General features: G+C 42.3%; 23 protein-coding genes. 3 read left to right on the top strand and 20 right to left on the bottom strand.

The window, feature by feature from the left end; all coding sequences use genetic code 11:
• Positions 1-257 precede the first annotated feature (257 nt).
• The 18 genes from HU830_RS05910 to fabZ (HU830_RS05825) all read right to left on the bottom strand — a co-directional run bounded on the left by HU830_RS05910 (position 258) and on the right by fabZ (HU830_RS05825) (position 16,733).
• Positions 258-1,820 carry an ABC-F family ATP-binding cassette domain-containing protein gene (locus tag HU830_RS05910; RefSeq protein ID WP_176942854.1) on the bottom strand — a complete coding sequence of 521 codons (1,563 nt, stop codon included), beginning with the start codon at positions 1,818-1,820 and terminating at the stop codon, positions 258-260.
• 63 nt (positions 1,821-1,883) lie between these two features.
• Complete coding sequence (locus tag HU830_RS05905; RefSeq protein ID WP_176942853.1) at positions 1,884-3,044, bottom strand: LCP family protein; 1,161 nt, start codon at positions 3,042-3,044, stop codon at positions 1,884-1,886.
• A 75-nt stretch (positions 3,045-3,119) separates the two neighbouring features.
• Positions 3,120-3,860 carry an aspartate/glutamate racemase family protein gene (locus tag HU830_RS05900; RefSeq protein ID WP_176942852.1) on the bottom strand — a complete coding sequence of 247 codons (741 nt, stop codon included), beginning with the start codon at positions 3,858-3,860 and terminating at the stop codon, positions 3,120-3,122.
• Positions 3,861-3,869: 9 nt separating this feature from the next.
• Entirely contained in the window at positions 3,870-5,405 is a 1,536-nt protein-coding gene (locus tag HU830_RS05895) for a UDP-N-acetylmuramoyl-L-alanyl-D-glutamate--2,6-diaminopimelate ligase (protein ID WP_176942851.1), read from the bottom strand.
• A 91-nt stretch (positions 5,406-5,496) separates the two neighbouring features.
• Positions 5,497-6,495 carry a zinc ribbon domain-containing protein gene (locus HU830_RS05890; protein WP_176942850.1) on the bottom strand — a complete coding sequence of 333 codons (999 nt, stop codon included), beginning with the start codon at positions 6,493-6,495 and terminating at the stop codon, positions 5,497-5,499.
• Positions 6,496-6,704: 209 nt separating this feature from the next.
• Positions 6,705-7,475, bottom strand: coding sequence for an acetyl-CoA carboxylase carboxyltransferase subunit alpha (locus HU830_RS05885; protein WP_176942849.1), 771 nt, complete (start codon positions 7,473-7,475; stop codon positions 6,705-6,707).
• On the bottom strand, positions 7,468-8,334 hold the full coding sequence (locus HU830_RS05880) for an acetyl-CoA carboxylase carboxyltransferase subunit beta (protein WP_176942848.1): 867 nt from the start codon (positions 8,332-8,334) through the stop codon (positions 7,468-7,470). Before HU830_RS05880 ends, HU830_RS05885 begins: the two co-directional genes overlap by 8 nt.
• On the bottom strand, positions 8,324-9,715 hold the full coding sequence (locus HU830_RS05875; protein ID WP_176942847.1) for an acetyl-CoA carboxylase biotin carboxylase subunit: 1,392 nt from the start codon (positions 9,713-9,715) through the stop codon (positions 8,324-8,326). The genes HU830_RS05880 and HU830_RS05875 overlap by 11 nt, the downstream gene beginning before the upstream one ends.
• Before the next feature lie 9 nt (positions 9,716-9,724).
• Complete coding sequence (gene fabZ, locus HU830_RS05870; protein ID WP_176942846.1) at positions 9,725-10,165, bottom strand: 3-hydroxyacyl-ACP dehydratase FabZ; 441 nt, start codon at positions 10,163-10,165, stop codon at positions 9,725-9,727.
• 5 nt (positions 10,166-10,170) lie between these two features.
• A complete protein-coding gene (accB, locus tag HU830_RS05865; RefSeq protein WP_176942845.1) occupies positions 10,171-10,656 on the bottom strand; it encodes an acetyl-CoA carboxylase biotin carboxyl carrier protein in 486 nt (161 codons plus the stop codon).
• A complete protein-coding gene (gene fabF, locus HU830_RS05860; RefSeq protein WP_176942844.1) occupies positions 10,656-11,885 on the bottom strand; it encodes a beta-ketoacyl-ACP synthase II in 1,230 nt (409 codons plus the stop codon). Before fabF ends, accB begins: the two co-directional genes overlap by 1 nt.
• A gap of 12 nt (positions 11,886-11,897) precedes the next feature.
• Positions 11,898-12,632, bottom strand: coding sequence for a 3-oxoacyl-[acyl-carrier-protein] reductase (gene fabG, locus HU830_RS05855; protein WP_176942843.1), 735 nt, complete (start codon positions 12,630-12,632; stop codon positions 11,898-11,900).
• 1 nt (position 12,633) lies between these two features.
• Positions 12,634-13,563: an ACP S-malonyltransferase gene (locus HU830_RS05850; RefSeq protein ID WP_176942842.1), complete on the bottom strand. Its 930-nt coding sequence runs from the start codon at positions 13,561-13,563 to the stop codon at positions 12,634-12,636.
• A gap of 2 nt (positions 13,564-13,565) precedes the next feature.
• Complete coding sequence (locus HU830_RS05845) at positions 13,566-14,519, bottom strand: nitronate monooxygenase (protein ID WP_176942841.1); 954 nt, start codon at positions 14,517-14,519, stop codon at positions 13,566-13,568.
• A gap of 4 nt (positions 14,520-14,523) precedes the next feature.
• Positions 14,524-14,772, bottom strand: a complete 249-nt coding sequence (locus tag HU830_RS05840; RefSeq protein WP_176942840.1) for an acyl carrier protein — start codon at positions 14,770-14,772, stop codon at positions 14,524-14,526.
• A gap of 27 nt (positions 14,773-14,799) precedes the next feature.
• Positions 14,800-15,771: a beta-ketoacyl-ACP synthase III gene (locus tag HU830_RS05835; protein WP_176942839.1), complete on the bottom strand. Its 972-nt coding sequence runs from the start codon at positions 15,769-15,771 to the stop codon at positions 14,800-14,802.
• 5 nt (positions 15,772-15,776) lie between these two features.
• Entirely contained in the window at positions 15,777-16,241 is a 465-nt protein-coding gene (locus HU830_RS05830; protein ID WP_176942838.1) for a MarR family winged helix-turn-helix transcriptional regulator, read from the bottom strand.
• A gap of 54 nt (positions 16,242-16,295) precedes the next feature.
• Positions 16,296-16,733 (bottom strand): 3-hydroxyacyl-ACP dehydratase FabZ, encoded by a 438-nt coding sequence (fabZ, locus tag HU830_RS05825; protein WP_176942837.1) that lies wholly within the window; start codon positions 16,731-16,733, stop codon positions 16,296-16,298.
• Between the two features lie 486 nt (positions 16,734-17,219).
• Here fabZ (HU830_RS05825) and amaP point away from each other — a divergent pair, with 486 nt between their 5' ends.
• From amaP to HU830_RS05810, 3 genes are read left to right on the top strand one after another with little or no spacing between them, the layout of a single operon-like run.
• The gene (gene amaP, locus HU830_RS05820; RefSeq protein ID WP_176942836.1) at positions 17,220-17,777 is read left to right on the top strand and encodes an alkaline shock response membrane anchor protein AmaP; all 558 of its coding nucleotides are present in this window, start codon (positions 17,220-17,222) and stop codon (positions 17,775-17,777) included.
• Positions 17,778-17,791: 14 nt separating this feature from the next.
• Positions 17,792-17,980 (top strand): DUF2273 domain-containing protein, encoded by a 189-nt coding sequence (locus HU830_RS05815; RefSeq protein WP_176942835.1) that lies wholly within the window; start codon positions 17,792-17,794, stop codon positions 17,978-17,980.
• 1 nt (position 17,981) lies between these two features.
• On the top strand, positions 17,982-18,479 hold the full coding sequence (locus HU830_RS05810; RefSeq protein WP_176942834.1) for an Asp23/Gls24 family envelope stress response protein: 498 nt from the start codon (positions 17,982-17,984) through the stop codon (positions 18,477-18,479).
• Between the two features lie 367 nt (positions 18,480-18,846).
• On the opposite strand, the gene HU830_RS05805 is transcribed toward HU830_RS05810, so the two are convergent.
• On the bottom strand, positions 18,847-20,055 hold the full coding sequence (locus HU830_RS05805) for a C40 family peptidase (protein WP_176942833.1): 1,209 nt from the start codon (positions 20,053-20,055) through the stop codon (positions 18,847-18,849).
• Between the two features lie 316 nt (positions 20,056-20,371).
• Complete coding sequence (locus HU830_RS05800) at positions 20,372-22,027, bottom strand: peptide ABC transporter substrate-binding protein (protein ID WP_176942832.1); 1,656 nt, start codon at positions 22,025-22,027, stop codon at positions 20,372-20,374.
• Positions 22,028-22,203: the final 176 nt, after the last annotated feature.

The following is a 22,203-nucleotide window of genomic DNA, read 5'->3' as shown; positions in this document are numbered from 1 at the left end:
CTTGATAAGTTTGAACCGCTTTGACAGCAGCTCGTTTATTTTATCATCTGTCTTGTTGCTTGTCAAGAACTTTTTTTCGGCCCTCATCGCTTAGCTCTTCGCCTCGCTGACAACAGAAGATATAATAGCATGTCTCCAATTCAATGTCAACAACTATTTTTAAGTTTTCAACGCTTGGCTGACTGCCTCGCTGACAACAGAAGATATCTTACCAAGATTTTAACCTTCTGTCAACAATAATTGTTATTTTTCTAAATTTATTTCTCAAATGCCGCTGGAACCGCAATTTGAGCAATATCTAACTCGCGATCAATCCAGCTACTATCATAGAAATCACCTTCATGGGTAACTAAAATCACTGTTCCCGGATAAGTTCGCAAGGCTTGTTGTAATGCTAGTTTACTGGCATTGTCCAAATGATTTGTCGGTTCATCTAGAATTAAAAGATTAGCGGGTTGCAACATTAATTCTGCTAATTTGACTTTGACCTGTTCTCCTCCCGAAAGCAACTTCAAAGGCTCCAAAGCTTGTTCAGAACTTAATCCCGTCCGAGCTAAGGTCTGGCGCACAGTTCTTTGCGTAGCTGCGGGAAATTGTTGGTGTAAGAAAGTTAAAGGAGTAGCCATGGTATCTTCCCAAACTAAACTTTGCTCATAGTAAGCCACCTTAACCAGGGGAGACAAAGAGACTGTTCCTGCTAATGGGGGAATTAGCTGCAAGATAGTTTTAATCAGCGTTGATTTTCCGACACCATTAAAACCACTGATCACTACTTTTTCGCCCGTGTTTAAAGAAAAATTAAGTTGCTTCTGCAAGAGCGGCTTCTCGTAACCAATTACGAGGTTATTAACCTCAAGAATCATCTGTCCAGCATGGGTGACGTAAGGAAACTTAAAAACTGGCGGTTGGGAATTTGCCGGTGGAGTTAGAATTGTAGTTTTAGCCAGTTGCCGTTCCCGACTCTTGGCGCTTTTGGACCGTGAACCGGCTTTATTCTTTCGAATATAGGCTTCGGTCTTCGCAATTTGCTTCTGTTGACTTACATAACGCTTCAGATAAGTTTCTTGATTGGCTGCCTTTTGCCGCCGAGCCTGTTGCAAAGTTCCCGTATAACGGGTCAAATGCCCCAATTCTAAGTCACAAACCACGTTCACAATTTGCCCTAAAAAGTGATCATCATGAGAAACAACGACAAAGGCGCCAGGGAACTTTTGTAAATAAGTCGCTAGCCAAGCTATATATTGTTTATCCAAATAGTTAGTCGGTTCATCCAAAAGCAATAAATCTGGTTGCTCCAGTAACAATTTAGTCAAAATCAACTTCGACCGTTGGCCACCGCTGAGTTGAGCCACATCGTGATCAAACCCTAAAACATCAACTCCCAGTCCGGCGGCAACTACATCAATTTTCGTATCTAAATCGTAAAAATCATGAGCTTCCAAATTAGCCTGTAACTGTCCAGCTTGCTCCAATAATTCTGGATTGGAATCCTGAATCATTTGTTCATAAAGGTTCTCTAACTTTTTCTCCTGATCAAATAGATCTTGAAAGGCGGTCCGCAAAAATTCCCGGATCGTTTGGCCCGGATGCAAGTTAACATACTGATCCAAATAGCCGACATGTAAATTTTTCTTCCAAGTAATTTGGGCCGAGTCAGCTTCCACTTGTCCAGTCAAAATCCGAATGAGCGTACTTTTACCAACTCCATTTTGACCAATAATTCCTAGATGATCGTGATCATTGACTTGGAAAGTTTCATCCAAGTATAAAATTTTATCCAGATAACGTTGACTCAAATGCTCAACTTTTAAAATACTCACATTAATCTCCTTAATTGCCAATTTTTCTTAGCAAAAAAGTTAGGCTATTGCACCTAACTTTTATTAGTAATTAGAAATTGTCCCACTCTCCAAAGCCGCATCGGCCTTTTGCGTAGGGTTATATTGCATTCCTTCTTGATTATAAATCGTATAATTTTGATTATCACCATTAGCAAAACTGAAATTATTCCGCATTTTATTGAGATAATTCAACTCTGTCTCGGCATTTTCTAAAGTTTCAGGCTCAGAACCAGCATAAGTTCGAACTTTATCCGAAGCCCGCTGTAATTCCTTGGTAGCCATAACTTCATAAGCTGCTTGATCAATCGTTAGACTGTGTCCCTGCAAGTGATCGGAAGTGATTTTCTTAGCTGCATCCTGATAAGACTGAGCCAAGGCGAGAATATCAGTCATCGATAAGTCTGTACTCATCGAAGACGAAAGGCTGCCCATTACTTGAGAAATATTCGGTAAGGTATTCAAAGAGAGGGCCTTTTTCACAATGGCCGTAATAACTTGCCGCTGCCGATATTGCCGTCCATAGTCCCCTCGGGGGTCATTATAGCGCATTCGAGCATAAGCTAGACTCTGTTTTCCATTAATCTGTTGCTTACCTTTTTTGAAATCAATTCCCGCACAGCGGAACTTAAAGGGCGAATCTACTTCAATTCCTCCCACCGCATCAACAACTTTTGGTAAGGAGTGAAAATCCACAGTCAAATAATGATCAATTGAAATATTTAGGAGTTTTTGAACCGTCGCTTTAGCTCCCGGAGCCCTACCTAAACGATAAGCGGCATTAACTTTTTGAGTAGTATGCGTGCCATCTTCGGCCCGATAAATTTTCGCTAAAGTATCTCTGGGAACACTCATGAGAAGCGTTTTCTTAGTTTGAGGATTGATGGTTGCAACGATAATTGTATCGGAATTGCCCCGATCCTTTCGTCCTAAACCACCCGTATCAATTCCTAACAATAAAATTGTCACTGGCTTGCGCGCCGCGATTGCAGCAGAAGGTTTACCGTTGCCGACATAAGAATTGTTCCAAGCATGACTGGCTTGAGAATACAGACGAAATCCATAAGCGCCAACGATAAAGACCAACATCAGTGCCACAACTAGGAATTTCTTTAACCATGGTCGGGTCTGAAGTTCATGATTACTCCCCAAGTAAAGTCGATGATTACGACGAAGTAACTTATTTGGTTGATCATGCTTACTCATTCACTAACCTCGAAATTTTTAATGCTTCTATCCTAACACAAATTAATTAGACCATCTAGCACTACTAGATGGTCACTAATAATAACAGGAATCAATTTCAAGAGCTTGACCTCCCCGGAGTCTTTGAGCTAAGCGAATACTTTGATCCACAATAATACTTTGCGCATCAATTACGGCATATTCAGGCGTCGGAGCTTTTTCTTGGGCCAAAGATAGTTCCGTACAACCCAAAATAATCACTTCCGCCCCAAATTTAGTTTTCATTTGCTCTAAAATATGATGATACAAAGTTGGTGGAACTTGATTTTTTTCTTTAATATGGTCGTAAATTAAAGTCATTACATCTTCTTGCAGCTGAGCATCGCCTTCTGTATACTCCAAACCTTGCCGACGCAATTCACCTTGATAAATACCATCAGCTAAAGTTCCCTTGGTGGCAATCAAGCCTACTTTACGCACCTGCGGATACTGTTTCTTCAAGGTCGCAATTGCCACTCGAGGCATGTGCAGTAAGGGGATTGTGGTCGCTGCTTGTAACTGATCGTAAAAATAGTGGGCCGTATTACAAATAATTACCATAAATGCTGGCTGTAAGAGACTTTGTTGTTTGATATCTTCCAGTAAGGCTGGATAAAAGCTGGGGGCAGTATGATCCAAAATATAGCGCGTTCGATCAGGAACCGTCGCATGGTTAACTAAAATATAGTTCAAATAGTCTTGATCACAATGCACGGGAGTTCGAGCATTTAACAACCGCAAATAACTTTCCGTTGCCGCGGTTCCCATACCCCCAATAACTGTAAAAAACTTTTGCATATTTTAACCTCAAGCTTCCAATTCTTGGATTACTTTGCGAGCAACATTAATATCATTAGGGTAGGGGGTATCGACTCCCTGAACCTTCTGGTAAGCATCCGCACCCTTGGCTGCTAAAACCACGATATCTGGAGCCTGATTGTGTTCAATCGCGGCTTTAATTGCTGCTTGTCGATCTAAAATTGTCGTTACGGCTACTTTTTGAGGATCAATCTTAGCAGCAATTTCGGCAGCAATTTTTGTCGGATCTTCATAACCCGGATCATCCGTTGTTAAATAGGCTTGATCCGCAAATTCATTAAGAACCCGCGCAAAATCATGCCGGCGAGAAACGCCTTTATTTCCCGGGCTTCCAACAACTACGGTTACCTGAGCAGCTGGATTTTGTTGCCGCAAAAAGCTTAGTAAGGCCTTCAAACTGGCATAATTATGGGCATAGTCGATGTAAATTATACCATGGTCTTGCGTGGTGATTGATTCCATTCTGCCGGGTACATGAACATCAACCAAAGAATTCTTGGCCAATTGATAAGGAGCCCCAGCTAAGCCAGCCCCCAAAATAGCGGCCGTGGCGTCTTCTTCATTGAAGTCACCGACTAAACCCAACTTGTAGTCACCAGCAATATCTAGCGCTTGAGCCTTAGCAGAAGCAGCTGTTAACTGAAACTCACTTTCCGTTAAAGTAGTTTCCAAGTTTTGATAAGTGACATCGGCCATTGCGGCTTGCGGACTATTCTGCCGAGAAAAAACATAAACTTTTTCTGGGGGAGTGGTGGCTTTAGCAGCTTGATAAATTTCCGTAAAATGCGCACTATCACCGTTTAAAACACAAGCCCGGGAATTGACCAGTAATTGTAATTTACAATGTAAATAATCGGCAAAATTAGGGTGTTCATTAGGACCAATATGATCGGGGGTAATATTCAAAAAGAAACCGACATCGTATTGTAAGCCATAGACCCGATTGCGTTTGTAAGCTTGTGAGGAAACCTCCATCACCAAGTGCGTCATCCCATTATTGACTGCTGCGCGCATATCATGGAATAAATCTAAAGATTCCGGAGTTGTCAAATCAGATTTAAACCCTTGCTCTGGTTTGGGTCCTAAGATTCGATCAATGGTCGAAAATAAAGCAGTCTTTTTATTCGTGTAATTTTGTAAAATTCCCCGCGTAAAGTAAGCCGAGGTGGTCTTTCCTTTGGTTCCGGTAAAAGCGACAATAAATAGATCATTTTGCGGGTATTCATAAAAAGCGGCCCCTAATAAGGCCATTGCTTTTTGAACATCCGTAACGATTAAAGCATTCATCCCTTTAATTTCGGGATATTCGACTTCAGAAACATAAGTGGAAGCTCCTAATTCTTGAGCCTGTTTTAAATACTCCACTTTAAAGTGCGTGCCCTTACAAAAAAACATTCCGTCTTTTTGCGCCTGCTTTGAATTATAGGTTACTGCGGTAATGTCATTATCAAAGACAATTTCTGCCTTTTTCAACAAATCATGTTCTCGTAATAACAACGTACAGCCGTGCAAAATTAAGGTCATTATGAAATCTCCTTCGGTTCTCTCATCACAACTAGTTTAGTGGACTCATTAATTTATATAGTACGCTTTATTGCGACTTCTGCCAATTTAATTAGTGTCCAGGCCAGTGCTTGTGCAATTCATATTCAGACAAAATAAACATTGCCAGACTCCCAATTAGAGCCACATATCCCCCAAGTCCTAATTGGAGATTTGTCGTCCAACCATAATTAGCCCCAATTCCTAAACCGACTTTTAAAGCAATCAAACCGAGGATATAAAAGGCTAAGGTCCACTGGGCTCCCTTAGTTGTTAAACGGCGGCCCCAATTTTTAGGAATCAGACTTCCAATAATTACAATTAAAGGACCAATAGCTAAAATCCAAGCTCCCAAGTGCGTATTAAGAGGAAAGTTAAGCCAATTTCCCAGTAAAATAATTCCTTGCTGACAAACTGCTGCTAATGAGGGAGTCGTATTCAAATTTAAATTAGCAATTTGCAGGGTATTATTCCCAAAAAAACTCGGCCAATAAGTGGTGCTCAAGGTCAAAATTGCCAAAGCAAGAATCACCCAAGACAAGCGAAAACGTGGATGCATTCCCAGATCACTAGTAATTGGATCTCGCAGTGGCACTTCTGAACGGCGCCTACGGGTCATTACCGGATCGCCATCTTCTATCGGTTGCGCGGTGGTTGAAGGCTGGTTGGCTGATGAATCTGGGGTCGGCTTCGATCTGGGCTCTGGTTGGGGATCAACCGGCGGAGTAGCTCTTTTTTTCCGCCATAGTCTTGCTGGGACAGGTGCCGCATTTGTGGCGAGAAAACCCCAAATTGCAAGAGAAATTGCCACAATTACACTAATCAATTTTCCAATGTAAAAATAAGTCAAAATTACTAAGACAATTGCCGCCAAAGTTAGGGGCCATTTAACCCGTAAACAACGAAGAAAATTAGCGAGCTGTTGTCCTTTAGAAGCAGTTACTGAAGCAGCTGTTTGGGACTTGGTTTCCGAAGCCCGCCGTTTTTTCTTTTGGGGTAATTGGTAACCACAATAAGGACAATTTTCGTAATCCGAAGTCAACTTTTGACCACAGTTGGGACAATAATTCATTTTTGCACCTTCCTTGTTGAGAACTTTCTGATGTTAAGTTCATTATAAGCGTCTGGTTGAAACTAAAGTATAGCCCAAAATCAATTGGGATACTATATCCGGTGTTAAATATTTCCCTACCCCATATTTTTCTGGGTAGAGCTAAGTATTCAAAAAATCACAGCCGTGCTTAGAGACAAACTAAGACGCTGTGACTTATTCGAGTGCAATTAAAATTGACGAAAACGTGCTTGCCGTTGCTGGAGCAATTCTGTAACTGATAACTGGTCAAACTGAGCTAATTGTTGCAAAATCTTCTCTTGCAATTGCTGATCGGTAAAATCCAGCCACTCTTCCGGCAAAATCTGATCAACAACTTGATGCTCTTGAAGCCATTCTGGTTCAATATGCATTACTTCCGCTGCTTTAGGAGCTAGTTGAGCATCTTTCCACATAATAGAAGCAAAACCCTCAGGAGACAAAACTGTATACATACTGTGGGCAAACATCCAGATTTGATCCGAACAAGCCAAAGCTAGAGCACCACCTGAGCCGGCTTCACCGACAATGATTGTCAAAATAGGCACGGGTAAAGTGAGCATCTTTTGAATACTATGCGCAATCACTTGCCCCTGACCAGCGGCTTCGGCATCAGCTCCCGGATAAGCTCCCGGTGTGTTAATTAATGTAATAATCGGTAAGTGTAATTCACTAGCCGTTTCCATCACGCGCAAGGCCTTACGATAACCGGCAGGCGTCGGACTACCAAAATTAGTTTGGAGCCGTTCTTTTAACTCCTGACCCTTATTGGTTGAAATAACCGCAACCGCTCGGTCAGCTATCGTGGCAAAGCCGGCAATAATTGCTGCATTGTCACCACTAACTCGGTCACCCTTGCAATTGACGAAATTAGTAAACAAATGGTCGACGAGCGCATTCATATCTGCTTTGGTATCGCTGCGCGCGTCGTTCATAATTTTTTGAATTTCAGTTTTACTCATCTTGAGACCCTCCCCATTTTTGGGCATTAAAGACAGTCAAAACCTGTTCGAGGGCCGCCAATTGTTGATCTCGGGGCACAATGGCATCCAAAAAACCGTTTTTAAAAGCATTCTCGGCTGACTGAAAGTCGGCTGGAAGCTTCTTATTAATTGTTTGTTCAATCACTCGTCGGCCCGCAAACCCAATCAGAGCCTTAGGTTCTGCCCAAATTAAATCGGCTTGCGAAGCAAAACTAGCTGTCACCCCACCAGTAGTCGGACCCATCAAAATTGTCAGATATAACAAACCCGCCTGATGATGTTGGTTGACCGCTTGGGAGATTTTAGCCATCTGCATTAAGGAAAGAATCCCCTCCTGCATCCGGGCCCCACCCGAAGCGGTTAACAAAACAACCGGCAATTGCTCGGTCGTAGCCCGCTCAAATAAACGAGTAATTCGTTCACCGTTAGCAGTCCCCAAGCTTCCCATAATAAAATAAGGATCCATAATTCCTAAAGCAACTGAAAAATCACCCAGTTGGGCTTTCCCAGTCCAAACAGCATCCTTCAATTTAGTAGCACTCTGGGCTTTTTGTAACTTTTCCTCATAATCAGGAAACTGCAGGGGATCTTGCGTCACAACTTCCGCATCCCACTCTTCATACTTCTTTGTTAACATTTTCAAACGTTGATAAGCCGGAACTCGAAAGTTATAACCGCATTCCGGACAGACTTGAAAACGGCCCACCCGCCGAAAATAAAACTTACTCTTACATTGCGGACAGTAACGAAAGATCCCTTTGGGAATACTGTTTTGATAATGTTTGAGCGCTTTTTCCGGATGGCGGACAAAATTACGAACTGGTTCATTAATCTTCATGCGTCTGCTCTTCCTTCGCTTCTTGCTCACGTTCAAACTGGGCCCCAAACTTTTGATCAATATAAGTTGTCAAATATGTTCCCTTTTGGACCTCAGGCTGTTCCAACAATTCAGCTAAAAAGCGCTGATTAGTGACTAAATCGTCAACTTCAAATTCTTGTAGCGCATTCTCAAGCCGCCGAATAGCCACAGGACGTTGATCAGCATGGGCAATAATCTTAATAATCATTGAGTCATAAAAAGGCGAAACCTGATCACCCGCGACGATCCCACTCTCAATTCGAATTCCCAAGCCACCAGGCAAGTTCATCTTCCGAACCAAACCAGCTTGGGGACGAAAACCGTGGGCTGGATCTTCGGCATTAATCCGCGCTTCAATCGCCGCTCCATGAACCGTAATCTCGGACTGCTTAAAGGCCAATTTCTCACCCGCCGCAACTCGAATCTGTTCTTTAATCAAATCAACGCCCGAGACTTCTTCCGTAATCGGATGTTCAACTTGAATTCGAGTATTCATTTCCATGAAATAAAAATTATGTTGCTGATCCATGAGAAACTCTAAAGTTCCCGCATTTTCATAATTAATAGCCTTCATTGCTTGGACCGCCAATTTTTGTAACTGCTGGCGTTCCGCTGGTGTCAATAGCGCACACGGGCTTTCTTCCAAAACCTTTTGTTGCTTACGCTGCAAGGAACAATCTCGTTCTGGAAAAGCCACTACCTGATGAAATTGGTCAGCAATTACTTGCACTTCGATATGCTTAGCTGGGGAAACAACTTTTTCCAAGTACATCCGTTGATCACCAAAAGAAATCTGCGCTTCTTTTTGAGCAGCAGCCAAAGCTGGTGCTAGTTGATCAAATTCCGTTACTTTACGAATCCCTTTGCCTCCACCACCAGCAGCAGCTTTGAGCATTACTGGTAGACCAACTTCTTGGGCAATAGTTTGAATTTCGGTCAAATCTTCCACAAAACCGTTACTTCCAGGAATGACCGGAATTTTATTTTGTTGCATTGTTTGCCGAGCATTGGCCTTATCACCCATTAGAGAAATAGTCTTGGGATCCGGACCAATAAATTTCAAATTACACTCGACACATAATTGGGCAAATTCGGCACTTTCCGATAAAAAACCGTAACCGGGATGAATAGCTTGCGCTCCGGTCAAGACGGCCGCACTAATAATATTTTCCATATTTAAATAAGAACTAGCCGGCTGCGGACCTCCGATACAAATCGCCTCATCCGCTTCTTGCACATAGCGAGCTTTACGATCAGCGGTTGAATAAACCGCTACCGAACTAACCTCTAATTCTTTTAAGGCCCGAATAATTCGCAGCGCAATTTCACCCCGGTTAGCGATGAGTACTTTTTCAAACATCTATTTCACCTACTGAATCGCAAAAATTAAATCACCGCTACAAGCTACTTCATCGTCAACATAGGCCGTCGCATGACCAATTCCGGCGTTCCCATGTAATTTATCCAATTGAACTTCTAGCCGCAAACTATCTCCGGGACGAACCATGTGGCGAAATTTAATCTTCCGAACGCCGCCAAAGTAAGCTGTCTTTCCTTGAAATTCCGGCATACTTAACAAAGCTAAAGCTCCGGTTTGGGCCAAAGCTTCCATAATTAAGGCCCCAGGCATTACGGGATTACCAGGAAAGTGACCTTGGAAAAAGTTCTCATTGATGGTCACATTCTTCCGGCCAATCGCATATTCGCCCGGTTGGTAATCTTCAATTCGATCAACCAATAACATCGGATAGCGGTGCGGTAAAATGGCTTGAATTTGCGTGGAATCCAAAGTTTGTTTCTCTGTCGCCATAGTCTTTAATCTTCCTCTCCTGAAACTACTGTTAACAGTGGTTGGTCGTATTCCACCACTTCTTCGTTAGAAACTAATATTTCTTGGACGGTCCCGCTAATTTCACTCTTGACTTCCGTCATCATCTTCATCGCTTCGATGACACAGACAACATCCCCTTTAGCTACATGATCGCCCACTTTTTTATAAGCCGGTTGATCAGGAGAAGGCTGCAAGTAAACAATCCCCACTAAAGGAGCTTTAATTGCGGTTCCAGCCGCCGCTTGGGGTTTTCCCACTGCAACTGGAGCCGGCGCTGGAGTCTTTGTTTCGACTGCGGGCACATTGGCAGCAGGGGCTGGGGTTGTTTCGACAGCCGGAGTTGGAGCGGGTGCTAGTGCAGTTTGGTTCTTACTTAAATATAAGCTGTTACCTTCAAAATCAAGTTTAAATTCGCGCAAGTCACTAGCATTAACTTGTTGAATTAAAGTTTGAATTTGTTCAAAATTCATTAATCTGTCCACCTCTTTAAAGCTAATACAGCATTATGGCCACCAAAACCAAAGGAATTGCTGAGAACGTAATCGACGGATTGTTGGCAATTGTCACTGGTTACCAAATCAACGTCACAGGCAGGATCTTGTTCGGTAATTCCAACATTAACTGGCAATTGTTGGGCTTGGAGGGAAATTACTGAAGCAACGGCTTCAATGGCGCCCGCGCCTCCTAATAAGTGGCCGGTCATACTCTTGGTACTGGAAACTAATGGTCGGTGAGCTCCAAACAATTGGTTAATTGCCTTAGATTCACCCGAGTCATTCCCCATGGTTCCAGTTCCATGAGCATTAATATAGTCGATTGCTTCAGGTTTAACACCCGCTTCTTCAATCGCTAATTTCATTGCTCGAGCGGCTTGCTTTCCGGCAGGATCTGGTGAAGTAATATGATAAGCATCAGCGGAAACTCCGTAACCGACAACTTCCCCGAGAATTTTAGCGCCTCGTTCTTGGGCATGTTCCAATGATTCTAAGACCAAAACTCCGGCCCCCTCACCCATCACAAAACCAGAACGGTGAGCATCAAAAGGCAAGCTAGCTTGTGCCGGATCGGTTGCAGTAGCTAAAGTCGACAAGGCCGCAAAGCCGGCAATTCCGATTTCATTAATGGCCGCTTCCGAACCACCAGTAATCATCACGTCACAGCGATCATCTTTAATCTGGCGGTAAGCTTCGCCAATCGCATTAGTTCCGGAAGCACAAGCGGTCACAATGGTAGTACAGATTCCATGAGCTTGGTAACGCATCGCAATATTTCCGGAAGCCATGTTGGAAATTGCCGTCGGTACAAACATTGGCGAAACCCGATCGGCCCCCTTATCATGCATCTTGATTACTTGTTCTTGAATTGTGGTTAAACCCCCAATTCCGGAACCAAAGATCACCCCAAAACGGTTACTATCGGTATTCTCAGCCGTAATTTGAGCTTGTTCCATTGCTTCATCAGCTGCATAGATAGCGTATTGGGTATATTTATCCATCCGCTTAGTATCTTTTTTGGTGAGGTGATTCAAAGGGTCAAAATCATCAAGCTGGCCGGCTAAAGTGACTCCGGTTTTGGTAGCATCGAAGTAAGAGATGGGTTCAAAACCTAACTTTTGGCTAAATAAACCTTCTTGAAAGCTGGCAACATTGTTCCCAATGGGCGTCAAGGCCCCCATCCCGGTAATTACAACTCTGGACATATTTTTTTCTCCTTACTGCATGGTTAAACCACCGTCAACCGTAATGGTCTGACCGGTGATATATTCATTTTGCGCTAGAAAAACTGCTGTCTGGGCAACTTCTTGAATTTGACCAAGACGTTTCAAAGGAATCTGGGTAAGAATCTCTTCTTGCATCTTCGGACTCAAAGCTTGCGTCATCTGGGTATCAATCATCCCCGGAGCAATAGCATTACAACGTAAACCCCGCAGGGCCACTTCTTTAGCTACCGACTTGGTCAAGCCAATAATCCCGGCCTTACTAGCAGCGTAGTTAGCTTGTCCAATATTTCCGGTCAAACCAATTACACTAGCCATGTTGATAAAACAACCGGAACGCTGTTTATACATTGGCCGCAAAGCTTGACGAATGACATTAAAAGTTCCGACTAAATTAGTCTGTATAACAGCATCAAAATCGGCTGTCGACATGCGATTTAAAAGACCATCTTTGACAATTCCGGCATTATTAACGATCACATCTAGTTGACCAAATTGATCATAAATTTTAGTGATCAGATTTTTCACGGAATCAGCGTCGGTCACATCTGCACTGATATCTGCTACTCGATGGCCATATTGAGCTACTTGATCCATGACTTCAACCGCAATCGGCTTGCGGGCATTCAAAACGACGGTCGCTCCAGCTTGAGCAAAGGCTTGGGCAACTGCCAAACCGATTCCTCGCGAACTACCAGTCACTAAAACTACTTTTTCTTGAAGTTCCATTTTAATCTCCTATCGCTGCGATCGTGGCTTCTAAGCGGTCAACACTATCAATCTGATGGGTAGCAATCCCAGATTGGATTTTTCGAGCAAAACCTAGCAAGGTCTTTCCCGGACCAACTTCAATTACTCCACTTAATTGCGGAGCTAATTGGCCTAAAGTCGCTGCAAAATAAGTGGTCGAAACTAATTGATCAGTCAAAGTGGTCGTCAACTCTGCGGGAACAAAAGGCTGCTTGGTCGTCGTACTCCAGACTGGAAATTGTCCTGCTTGCCAAGAAACAGTCTTTAACTTCGCCGCTAACCGTGCTTGGATTGGCTGCATGACTGGCGTATGAAAAGCGCCACTGACCTTTAATTCAATAGCGCGACATTGAACTTGAGCCTGCAAAGTAGCCACAACTTGATCCACGGCGGCCAGTTCACCTCCGAGAACCGTTTGTTGCGGCGTATTCACATTAGCAACCCCCACGACGAGACCTTGCCCTTGGGCCTGGGCGACTATTTCTTCAACCGCAGATAAAGGGGCTCTCATCAAAGCAACCATTTTGCTCGGATTCTCATCACTAGCTTCTTGCATCAATTCGCCCCGCTTTTTGATAACTTCTAAAGCGGTCGGAAAATCAAAGTAACCTCCACAAGCCAAGGCGCTGTATTCACCTAGACTGAGTCCTAAACCAATCACATCCTGATTGAGATGTGGCTGTAGAAGGTTATATAAACCCCAACTAATCGTCAAAATGACCGGTTGCGCGTAACGCGTTTGGGCTAAACGATCGGCCTGCTCCGGATCAAATAAAAGTTTGGGTAAGTCATAGCCGAGAATCGTGCTGGCTTGATCTAAGGTCTGCCGATAAACGGGCATCTGCTCGTACAAATCTTGGGTGACCCCTGTTTTTTGGGCTCCTTGACCACTAAAAAGCAATCCCAACATAACTAGTGGCCACCACCTAGCAATTGTTCTGCTTGCCCACAAACCTCGTGGACAATTTCAGCAGCGGTTTGTTCTTTTTTAATCATGCCGGAAATTTCTCCAGCCATATAAGCACCCTTCTTCGGATCACCAGTCAAAACGGCCTTCCGTAAGCTACCGTTCCCCAGTTCAGCCAAAGCTTCATAATTCGGGTGATCTTTAGCTGCTTCGGCTTTTTCAAACTTGATATATTCACGAGCCATCGGGTTCTTGATTACTCGAGATGGATGACCAGCATAATCTCCGGTGACCATCGTATCAATATCTTTAGCTTTTAAAACAGCCTTTTTATAAGTTGGATGAACTTTAGATTCTTCAGCTACTAAAAAGCGGGTTCCCATTTGAACACCTTGAGCACCTAACATGAAGGCGGCGGCCATTCCACGACCATCACCGATTCCTCCCGCTGCAATCACGGGAATCTTTACCGCATCAACCACTTGAGGCACCAAAGTCATAGTTGTCAAACGGCCAATATGTCCGCCAGACTCCATTCCTTCAGCAATCACGGCATCGACTCCAGAACGCTCCATCATGCGAGCTAAAGCCACAGAACCCACTACGGGAATCACTTTAATATTGGCTGCCCGAAATTGTTCCAAATACTTAGCAGGATTACCGGCACCAGTCGTTACGACTGCAATTTTATCTTTAGCCTTTAAAACTTCAGCTACCACTTCATCAACATGCGGGGATAACAACATCACATTAACCCCAAACGGGCGATCCGTTAAAGAACTAGCCGTCTTAATTTCTGCAGCAACCGCTTCTCCAGGGGCATTACCGCCACCGATAATTCCTAAACCACCAGCATTGGAGACCGCAGCTGCTAACTTGCCATCAGCAACCCAGGCCATCCCACCTTGAAACAAAGGATATTTCAGACCCAAGCTCTGCATAAATGAGCTTAATTGCATCTATCTAACCTTCTTTCGCAGCAACTTGTTTTTCAACAAAGGAAACTAAATCGGAAACGGTTTGAATACCATCTTCATTTTCAATCTTGATATCAAATTCGTCTTCTAATTCGTTAATTACTTCAAAGATATCCAAGCTATCGGCGTTCAAGTCATCCTTGATATTTGCTTCCATAGTCACCTTATCTTCATCTTCACCAGTTTGATCCACAATAATTTCTTTTACTTTGTTAAAAATTTCTGCTTGAGACATAATATCTACTCCCTAAATAATTTTATTTTAATATGTTAAAACTACTGAACCTACGGTCAGGCCCCCGCCAAAACCGCTTAAAACTACGCGTTGTCCGCGCTGTAATTTTTCTTGGGCTACTGTTTCCGCTAATAAAATCGGAATGCTAGCAGCCGACGTATTTCCGTAAGAAGCCACATTTGTTAAAAAGCGTTCTTGCGGTTGATGCAGGTGATTAGCGATTGCTTCCACAATCCGACCATTAGCCTGATGTAAAAGCCACCAATCAACTTGTTCTCCGGTTAACGGAGCTTTTTTCAAGGCTCGCTGAACCGAGTTAGGAACTTCATGGGTCGCAAAATAATAAACTCGTCGACCATCCATCGCAAAGTAGGGATTTCCAGCCGGCTTAGAAGACATAAAAATATTTTGGACAGGCTGATAGCCAGCAGTTAAATACTGCTGATCTTGGCCGAAAGCTCGTAAGTCCTCCGCCAGAATTCCCACTTGTGGATTGGGACTACTTTCAACCAGCACTCCACCCGCTCCATCACCAAACAAAACGGCAGTAGAACGTTCGTGCCAATCAACTAGTTTAGACAAAGTTTCTGCCCCAATCACCATACCTCTTTGATAAGAGCCTTGGAGAAGGTGATTAGCTTGAACCAAAGCGTAAATAAATCCTGAACAAGCAGCATTAATATCGAAAGCCATCGCTTTAGTAGCCCCAATCTGTCCTTGAACAATCGCCGCGGTCGCTGGAGTTAAATAATCTGGTGACATGGTGGCCACAATAATAAAATCCAAGCTATCAGCGGTCCAACCAGACTCCGCTAGCAGTTTCTGAGCTACTTGGAGACTAAGATCAGAAGTCTGCTCACCCGTCGAAACATGACGTTGTTCAATGCGAGTACGACTTTTAATCCAAGCATCAGAAGTATCCATTAACTGACTTAAATCGTCGTTAGTAACCACCTTCGGTGGTACGTAATACGCCGTTTGTGTAATTCTGAGTCCCATCCGGACTACTCCTTTTTCTTGGTCTTAGTTACCGGAAATTCCAAAAAAGCCTGTAAGTTCAAAAGAGCCTTTTCAATCATTTGAACTTGGTCACTTTCAAAGCCTTGGATAAAACTTTGGACCATATGCCGATGAAAATAATCATGAGTGCGATAGACTAAACGTCCTCGGCGGGTTAAGCCCAAACGCACTAAGCGCCGGTCATCATTACCGCGCATCCGAACAACATAGCCTTTACGCACTAAATTACTAACCATCGAAGTCACAGTTCCTGGAGTTACCTTGAGGTCCCGGGCGATCTGAGAACTAGTCTTATGTTCATACATGGTCATGGCATCAATAGCATGAACTTCCCGCAGGGAAATATCCTTGAACTGACTTTTTCGCAACTCACGTTCTTCCACCCGAGTAATATCGTTGTACACAGTCGTCAAAAGATCATTGATTTGATTAATATAGGATTGATCCATTAAATTCACCGCCTATTTTGAACCTCAAAATAGTAGCAATCAAGCGTGCTTCGATCAATGATCGTTGGGTTCCACAATAAACATTAGTTCTGCTTCTACCGCAGGTTGATCTTCAACCAAAGCTACACAAGTAACCAAACCGACATTTTGACGTTGTTTTTTTAAATTTACTTTTAAAGTTAATTGATCTCCGGCATGAACAGATTTCAAAAATTCCGCCTTAGGGATCCCGCCTAAATAAGCAGTTTTGTTTTGAAACATCGGTGATTTTAAAATAAAAATGGAGGCCGCTTGGGCTAAAGTTTCGATAATCAAGGTTGCTGGCATAACATACTGTCCTGGCAGATAACCATCGACAAACCATTCATCAGCTGCCACATTTTTCAGAGCACAAATCGAACGATCAGTTTGAATATCCTGAACCCCATCCATAAAAAAGATCGGCTGACGGTTAGGAATCAATTCCCGAATTTCACTAGAGCTTAATTGCATTTGCAGGTTACATCTCCTTCTTAATTTATTTCAAACATCAAACTGTTTGTTGGCAGTATGATATTGCAAATTTCGGGAAATGTCAACTCTTCTGGTTAGCTTTCACCTCTAAAACCCCAACAGAATGGGATTTTAGTTCTTGAATAAAAAGTTGAAATTACTTAGAACATCAAAGCTTTTGCCTTTCAATTAAAATTTCTAATCCGCAAAAAAATCTGGCAACAATTATGCAAAATGATTGCGCCAGATTGGGAGAGAAAATCAAAGATTAAAATACATTTTCCACTTCTAGAAAATAATAAATAAATATATCAAAATCACACTTAAAAGATTAAATTTTTTTAAAAATAAATTAGCCCCTAGAACCATTTTTATTGTACTATTTTTTACTAAATTTAAGGAATAATTTGTTTTTAAAAACAAATTATTATCTTATTAGCCCCTGAACATGATACGATAAATTTAAGTTCAAGAGGAGGTGATAACTTGCGGAAAACTAGTAAATGGTTTCTGGTTTTAATTTTACTGTTGAGTGCCCCGATTCCGCTTTATACCTTGGGTGAAACTTTAGCTAGTCTCAATCCTTGGCTGCCGTGGCACTTACCAGCATTAACTGAGATTCCCACTTACCTAGAGATCTATTTAAGTCTGAGTGCGGGCGTGATGTTGATTGTTGGGTTGGTTTTTTTCTTAGTCACTATTTTCCGACCAACGAATCGAAAGTTTAACTTGATTCACAAGGACACCGGACGCGTCTTGGTGACTACGAAAGCAATCAATAATTTTGTTTTAACATCTCTAAAAGACGAACCTTATATTCACAATTGTAAAGTGACTTCTCGTCTTACCCAGCACAAAATTAAAATTAAGATCAGAGGCGAGTTGCTTCCAGGAGAACAACTCCAAGGTAAGTTCGATCAATATCTGCAAGAACTGCATACTGGTCTCCAAGATTATCTCGGCCTTGAACAAAAACCAAAAATCAATATCCAGTTTCAAAATTACCAGCGGCCCGAGCGCAATAACGCTCCCCGAGTTCAGTAAGGAGGGGATAACTTATGAGCACATTCTATCAACAACACCCTAGGGCAATCATTGGTGGTCTGATCGGTTTGTTGTTGGGGATCAGCATCTTGATTTTTGGTATTTGGCAAAGTCTCTTTTTAATTCTATTGATAATTATCGGCGTGGGCTTGGGAATCTACTGGCCTAATTTACGTAACTTGATTACTCAAAGGAGGAACTGAAATGGCATTAGAACGAAACAGTAAACAAAACTCAGAGGTCCAAAAGATCAAGGGCGAATTAACTTATGAAGATAGAGTTTTACAAAAAATTATTGGGATCGCTTTATCTCACATTGATGGTTTATTGACCGTTGATGGCGGCTTCTTCTCCAACTTGACCGATAAGATTGTTAATAATGATGATGTAACTGATGGCGTCGACGTGGAAGTCGGGAAAAAACAAGTTGCTGTTGATATTGATATTATTGCCGAATATGGGACCGACATTTCTAAATTATACGACGATATTAAAGAAAAGATCTCCAGCAAGGTAAAAGCGATGACCAATCTGGAAGTTGTCGAAGTTAATGTCAATGTTTCCGATATTAAGACCAAAAAGGAACACGAAAAAGACTCTGTCAGCTTACAAGATCGTCTCACTGGCAATAACGACGAAGAAGATCAGAAAAAGGAAAAGAAAGAAAAGAAAGCTAATTCCCAACCTGATCGCGTCCACTAATTATTCTTTGCGCTAACCCCTAAATACTCCTTCCCCTTAAAGTCAGATCCTTTCCTCCCCCAGGAAAGCCATCTGGCTTTTTCATTGGCTCTTCTTCCACTACCCGCTTTCTTTTCCCGCCCTTTTAAAATCTAGCTTAACCTAAACTCCGACGGCTTATTCATTTAAGCTAGCAAGCCCTTAGAAAACCCTCCTCTAAAATTTAGCTAATCAACAATAAAAGAAGCTACTATCGCTCACCAACCTGTTCCGATACGCCAAACTAGCTTAAAATATAAAATTCTTCGCACTGCCCCACTTAGCTAAGAACAACAAAAAAGCCATCTCCGGAAAAATCCGAAAATGACTTTGTTTTAATTTATTTAAATTAGAATACCCGAACACCAAATGATGGCATGAAGTAACCGGAGATACTTTGAACACTAACGCTTTGGCCTGGTTGTGGTGCAGCAACATATTGGTTACCACCAATATAAATTGCACAGTGATAAGTTGCTCCACGGCTACCCCAGAAGAGTAAGTCTCCTGGTTGTAAGGCGCTAAGAGAAACTTGCCGACCAGCACCTTCTTGAGAAACAGTGTAATGACCTAAGGAAACTCCTGCTTGAGAATAAGCATATTGAGTTAAACCAGAACAGTCAAGACCTACTCCTGGAGTACTACCACCCCAAACATAAGGCACACCTACTTGAGATAAAGCAGCATTAACAACGGTTTGAGCATTACCAGAGTGAACTGGAGCTGGTGTTGATTGTTGTTGTGGAGCTTGAGCTTGTGGCTGTTGAGCTGGAGCCTGAGTTGTTGTTTGGGTAGGTGCTTGAGTTTGTTGTTGTTGAACTGGTGCTTGAGTTGTTGCTTGGCTAGCAGCAGCTTGATCATTATTGGTTGTTGCTGCTTGTTCTTGATTATTATCTTGGTTTTGATTTTCATTAGTTGCAGCCGGTTGTTCAGTTGCTGCTGCTTGTTCTTGAGCTTGTGGAGCTGCTGTTGTTTGGACAGCTGGTTGAACTTGAACTGCTGGTGCATCAACAGGATCAACATTGGTTAAGCTTGGGTTATTGATAACAACATATTTAGCTGGAACCCAGCCTTTGCTGTCAATTTGGTACCAAGTTGCACCGTTCAAGACTTTGTGGCTAACAACTTTGCGAGTAGTTCCATAAGGTAAGTATTCACCTGTTGGTTTAGCGGATTGAGCATCAGCCCAAACTGTTGTTACACCAGATTTAAAGTTAGCAGTTACTGTATCAGTATTTACTTTAACTTCTTTAGCTACGGCTGGAGCTTGACCATCAATATACTTGCTGGAAACCCATTCGTCGTTACCTAAGTTATACCAAACTTCACTATAAACTTTCTTAGCAGATTGGATTGTAACCTTCTCACCGGCAGCCATGTAACGCTTCACACTTTGGCCATGGTTCGGGCTATTCCAGACGGTTGTAGCACCGGCCTTGTAATTAACCGTTCCCTGAGTAGCAGCCTGTGATTGGTTGCTGTTATTGAGGCTTAATAAAGTTAAACTTGCTAAGCCGACAAATCCTGATGATAAATATCCTAATTTTTTATGATTCATTGCGAAAACCCCTTAGTCCACATTTATTTATATGTGCTATAGTATAGACCACTAACGTAACAAAAGTATTACAAATAGATGTTAATTATTTTACATTAGCCACAAACACTAGCAGATTAGTCTTCCAAGCTGAATTTACTTTTCTCAAAGCTAAGATAATTCTAATTTTTTGAAACTTTTTAGCCTAGACAACTAAAAAAGTTACAAATTCTGCCTAACAGCTGAAGGCGAACTTGTAACTTAAAAGAGTTCGGTTGACAGGTCTAATTACTTTTATCCTAAGCATCTGGCTGAAACTTGTCAAAAGAAACACTTCTTACTTGAGATAAGCCGTTTTGTAATTCCATTGGGTTCCGGCGGTATTATGGATAATCCCGTGAATTTTTTTCTTCTGTAAATAGTTAGCATTATTTTGATAGAGCGGCGTGAACCCTTGATCAGCACTGAGTAACTTGTTAGCGGCCAACAAGTCTTGCCAACGTTTGTGAGGATCATTAGCATCGGCATTTTGGGCCTGATTAATCAAATGGTCATACTGGGAATTGGCATACTTTCCGGTATTATAGGCGGTTTTTCTTAACGGAATCTGTAAGAAAGAAATCGGATCATTAAAGTCCGCGCCCCAAGCAGCCAAAGCTAAATCAAAACGTCCCGCCTGTTGCGCTTGCTCAACAGAATGACTCGGCATTTGTCGAAGATTGATCGTCAAACCGGGTAAAGTTTTTTCTAACTGGGCCTTGAGATATTGAGTCACCATCTTATTATCAGCCTCATCACTACTTGCCAATAAAGTTAACTGAACTTTGTGATAGCCTGTTTGGCGCAGTCCCTTGCGCCAATGACTTCGCGCTTGTTTGGCGTTATATTTACTCCAGATAGGTCGTTTTTGTTGTTGAGCAAAATCCTTGCCGGATTGGGGATCATTGGCTAGACCTTGTGGAACAAAACCGTGCGGGATTAGAGAACCATCCCCTAAGACTTTTTGGGTTAATTCGCGTCGGTTAACTGCTTGCGCAATGGCTAAACGCAATTGCTTATTATTCAAAATCTTCTTCTTTTTGGAATTAGAATTTTGGAAATTATACTTGATGAAATACATCATCGAGTAGGGATAGTGTCGCATATCAGGACTAGACTTTAAGTTTCTGACTTGATCACTCGACAATAAGATTAAATCTAATTTTCCCGTTTGATAAAGATTGTAACTGGTGCTGCTATCAGGAACAACGCTGTACTTAATTTTTTGAAGTTTTACTTTTTTACGATCCCAATAATAGGGATTTTTGGTGAACTGCCAAGTGTTATTGTTACCACTCCAACCTGTAATCTTAAAAGGCCCAGAATAGACTTGCTTACTTGAAGTTAAGGCAAACTTACTGCCATACTTTTTAACTACCCGTTGATTTTGGGGAGCAAACAAAGGATAAGCCATTAAGATTTTAAAGTAAGCAATTGGCCGATCTAATTGGACTTCGAGAGTCTGGTCATCAAGAGCTTTAATTCCTAAAGTTTGCGGACGAGTCTTACCCAAACTAATCGCTTCCGCATTTTTAATTCCCGCAAATAAATAAGCATACTGGGCTTTGGTTTTGGGATTGATCGTTCGGCGCCAGGAGTAAACAAAATCCTGGGCAGTAATTTTATCGCCGTTACTCCAACGGGCCGGACGAAGCTTAAAGGTCCAAGTTAAGCCGTCAGCAGACTTCGTACTTTTTTGGGCCAAGCCCGCAGTTACTTGGCCCTTCTTTCCCAAACGATACAAACCTTCAAACACATTTCCGGTTTGACCATAGCCACTAGCCTTCGCTAAGTCGATCGTATCTAAAGGAGCTGTCGCACTCAAGTGCAACACTTGACGGCTTTGGGCTTGAACTGGTGTATTTTTCACCAAGAATCCGCCCAAAATAAGGCCCATGAGCAATAATAATAATTCCCATCGCGGTCGTTTAACTTGCTTCTGCAAAAAATTCATCTTATCCTCCTTCAATTGAACACCTACTTCACAACCACAATCTAACTTCAACAATCGAAAAAACCGCTAATCCCGAAATTTTCACAGGATTAGCGGCTTTTTTAGTCGAAATTCAGATTTAATCTAGCAGAAAAAAACTAGACTGAAGTTCTCCTAGCCACTAATCGTCCAGATTG

Origin of the sequence: Bombilactobacillus apium, from assembly GCF_013385145.1 — a bacterium.
Lineage (GTDB): Bacteria > Bacillota > Bacilli > Lactobacillales > Lactobacillaceae > Bombilactobacillus > Bombilactobacillus apium.
Note: the sequence above shows the minus strand (reverse complement) of the source record. Positions and strands in the feature narration are given on the sequence as shown.

What these genes read in the sequence shown, in the direction of transcription:
- HU830_RS05905 (WP_176942853.1), bottom strand. Translation starts at nt 3,044, where the DNA reads ATGAGTAAGCATGATCAACCAAATAAGTTACTTCGTCGTAATCATCGA.
- HU830_RS05900 (WP_176942852.1), bottom strand. Translation starts at nt 3,860, where the DNA reads ATGCAAAAGTTTTTTACAGTTATTGGGGGTATGGGAACCGCGGCAACG.
- HU830_RS05895 (WP_176942851.1), bottom strand. Translation starts at nt 5,405, where the DNA reads ATGACCTTAATTTTGCACGGCTGTACGTTGTTATTACGAGAACATGAT.
- HU830_RS05890 (WP_176942850.1), bottom strand. Translation starts at nt 6,495, where the DNA reads ATGAATTATTGTCCCAACTGTGGTCAAAAGTTGACTTCGGATTACGAA.
- HU830_RS05885 (WP_176942849.1), bottom strand. Translation starts at nt 7,475, where the DNA reads ATGAGTAAAACTGAAATTCAAAAAATTATGAACGACGCGCGCAGCGAT.
- HU830_RS05880 (WP_176942848.1), bottom strand. Translation starts at nt 8,334, where the DNA reads ATGAAGATTAATGAACCAGTTCGTAATTTTGTCCGCCATCCGGAAAAA.
- HU830_RS05875 (WP_176942847.1), bottom strand. Translation starts at nt 9,715, where the DNA reads ATGTTTGAAAAAGTACTCATCGCTAACCGGGGTGAAATTGCGCTGCGA.
- fabZ (WP_176942846.1), bottom strand. Translation starts at nt 10,165, where the DNA reads ATGGCGACAGAGAAACAAACTTTGGATTCCACGCAAATTCAAGCCATT.
- accB (WP_176942845.1), bottom strand. Translation starts at nt 10,656, where the DNA reads ATGAATTTTGAACAAATTCAAACTTTAATTCAACAAGTTAATGCTAGT.
- fabF (WP_176942844.1), bottom strand. Translation starts at nt 11,885, where the DNA reads ATGTCCAGAGTTGTAATTACCGGGATGGGGGCCTTGACGCCCATTGGG.
- fabG (WP_176942843.1), bottom strand. Translation starts at nt 12,632, where the DNA reads ATGGAACTTCAAGAAAAAGTAGTTTTAGTGACTGGTAGTTCGCGAGGA.
- HU830_RS05850 (WP_176942842.1), bottom strand. Translation starts at nt 13,563, where the DNA reads ATGTTGGGATTGCTTTTTAGTGGTCAAGGAGCCCAAAAAACAGGGGTC.
- HU830_RS05845 (WP_176942841.1), bottom strand. Translation starts at nt 14,519, where the DNA reads ATGCAATTAAGCTCATTTATGCAGAGCTTGGGTCTGAAATATCCTTTG.
- HU830_RS05840 (WP_176942840.1), bottom strand. Translation starts at nt 14,772, where the DNA reads ATGTCTCAAGCAGAAATTTTTAACAAAGTAAAAGAAATTATTGTGGAT.
- HU830_RS05835 (WP_176942839.1), bottom strand. Translation starts at nt 15,771, where the DNA reads ATGGGACTCAGAATTACACAAACGGCGTATTACGTACCACCGAAGGTG.
- HU830_RS05830 (WP_176942838.1), bottom strand. Translation starts at nt 16,241, where the DNA reads ATGGATCAATCCTATATTAATCAAATCAATGATCTTTTGACGACTGTG.
- fabZ (WP_176942837.1), bottom strand. Translation starts at nt 16,733, where the DNA reads ATGCAATTAAGCTCTAGTGAAATTCGGGAATTGATTCCTAACCGTCAG.
- HU830_RS05815 (WP_176942835.1), top strand. Translation starts at nt 17,792, where the DNA reads ATGAGCACATTCTATCAACAACACCCTAGGGCAATCATTGGTGGTCTG.
- HU830_RS05810 (WP_176942834.1), top strand. Translation starts at nt 17,982, where the DNA reads ATGGCATTAGAACGAAACAGTAAACAAAACTCAGAGGTCCAAAAGATC.
- HU830_RS05805 (WP_176942833.1), bottom strand. Translation starts at nt 20,055, where the DNA reads ATGAATCATAAAAAATTAGGATATTTATCATCAGGATTTGTCGGCTTA.
- HU830_RS05800 (WP_176942832.1), bottom strand. Translation starts at nt 22,027, where the DNA reads ATGAATTTTTTGCAGAAGCAAGTTAAACGACCGCGATGGGAATTATTA.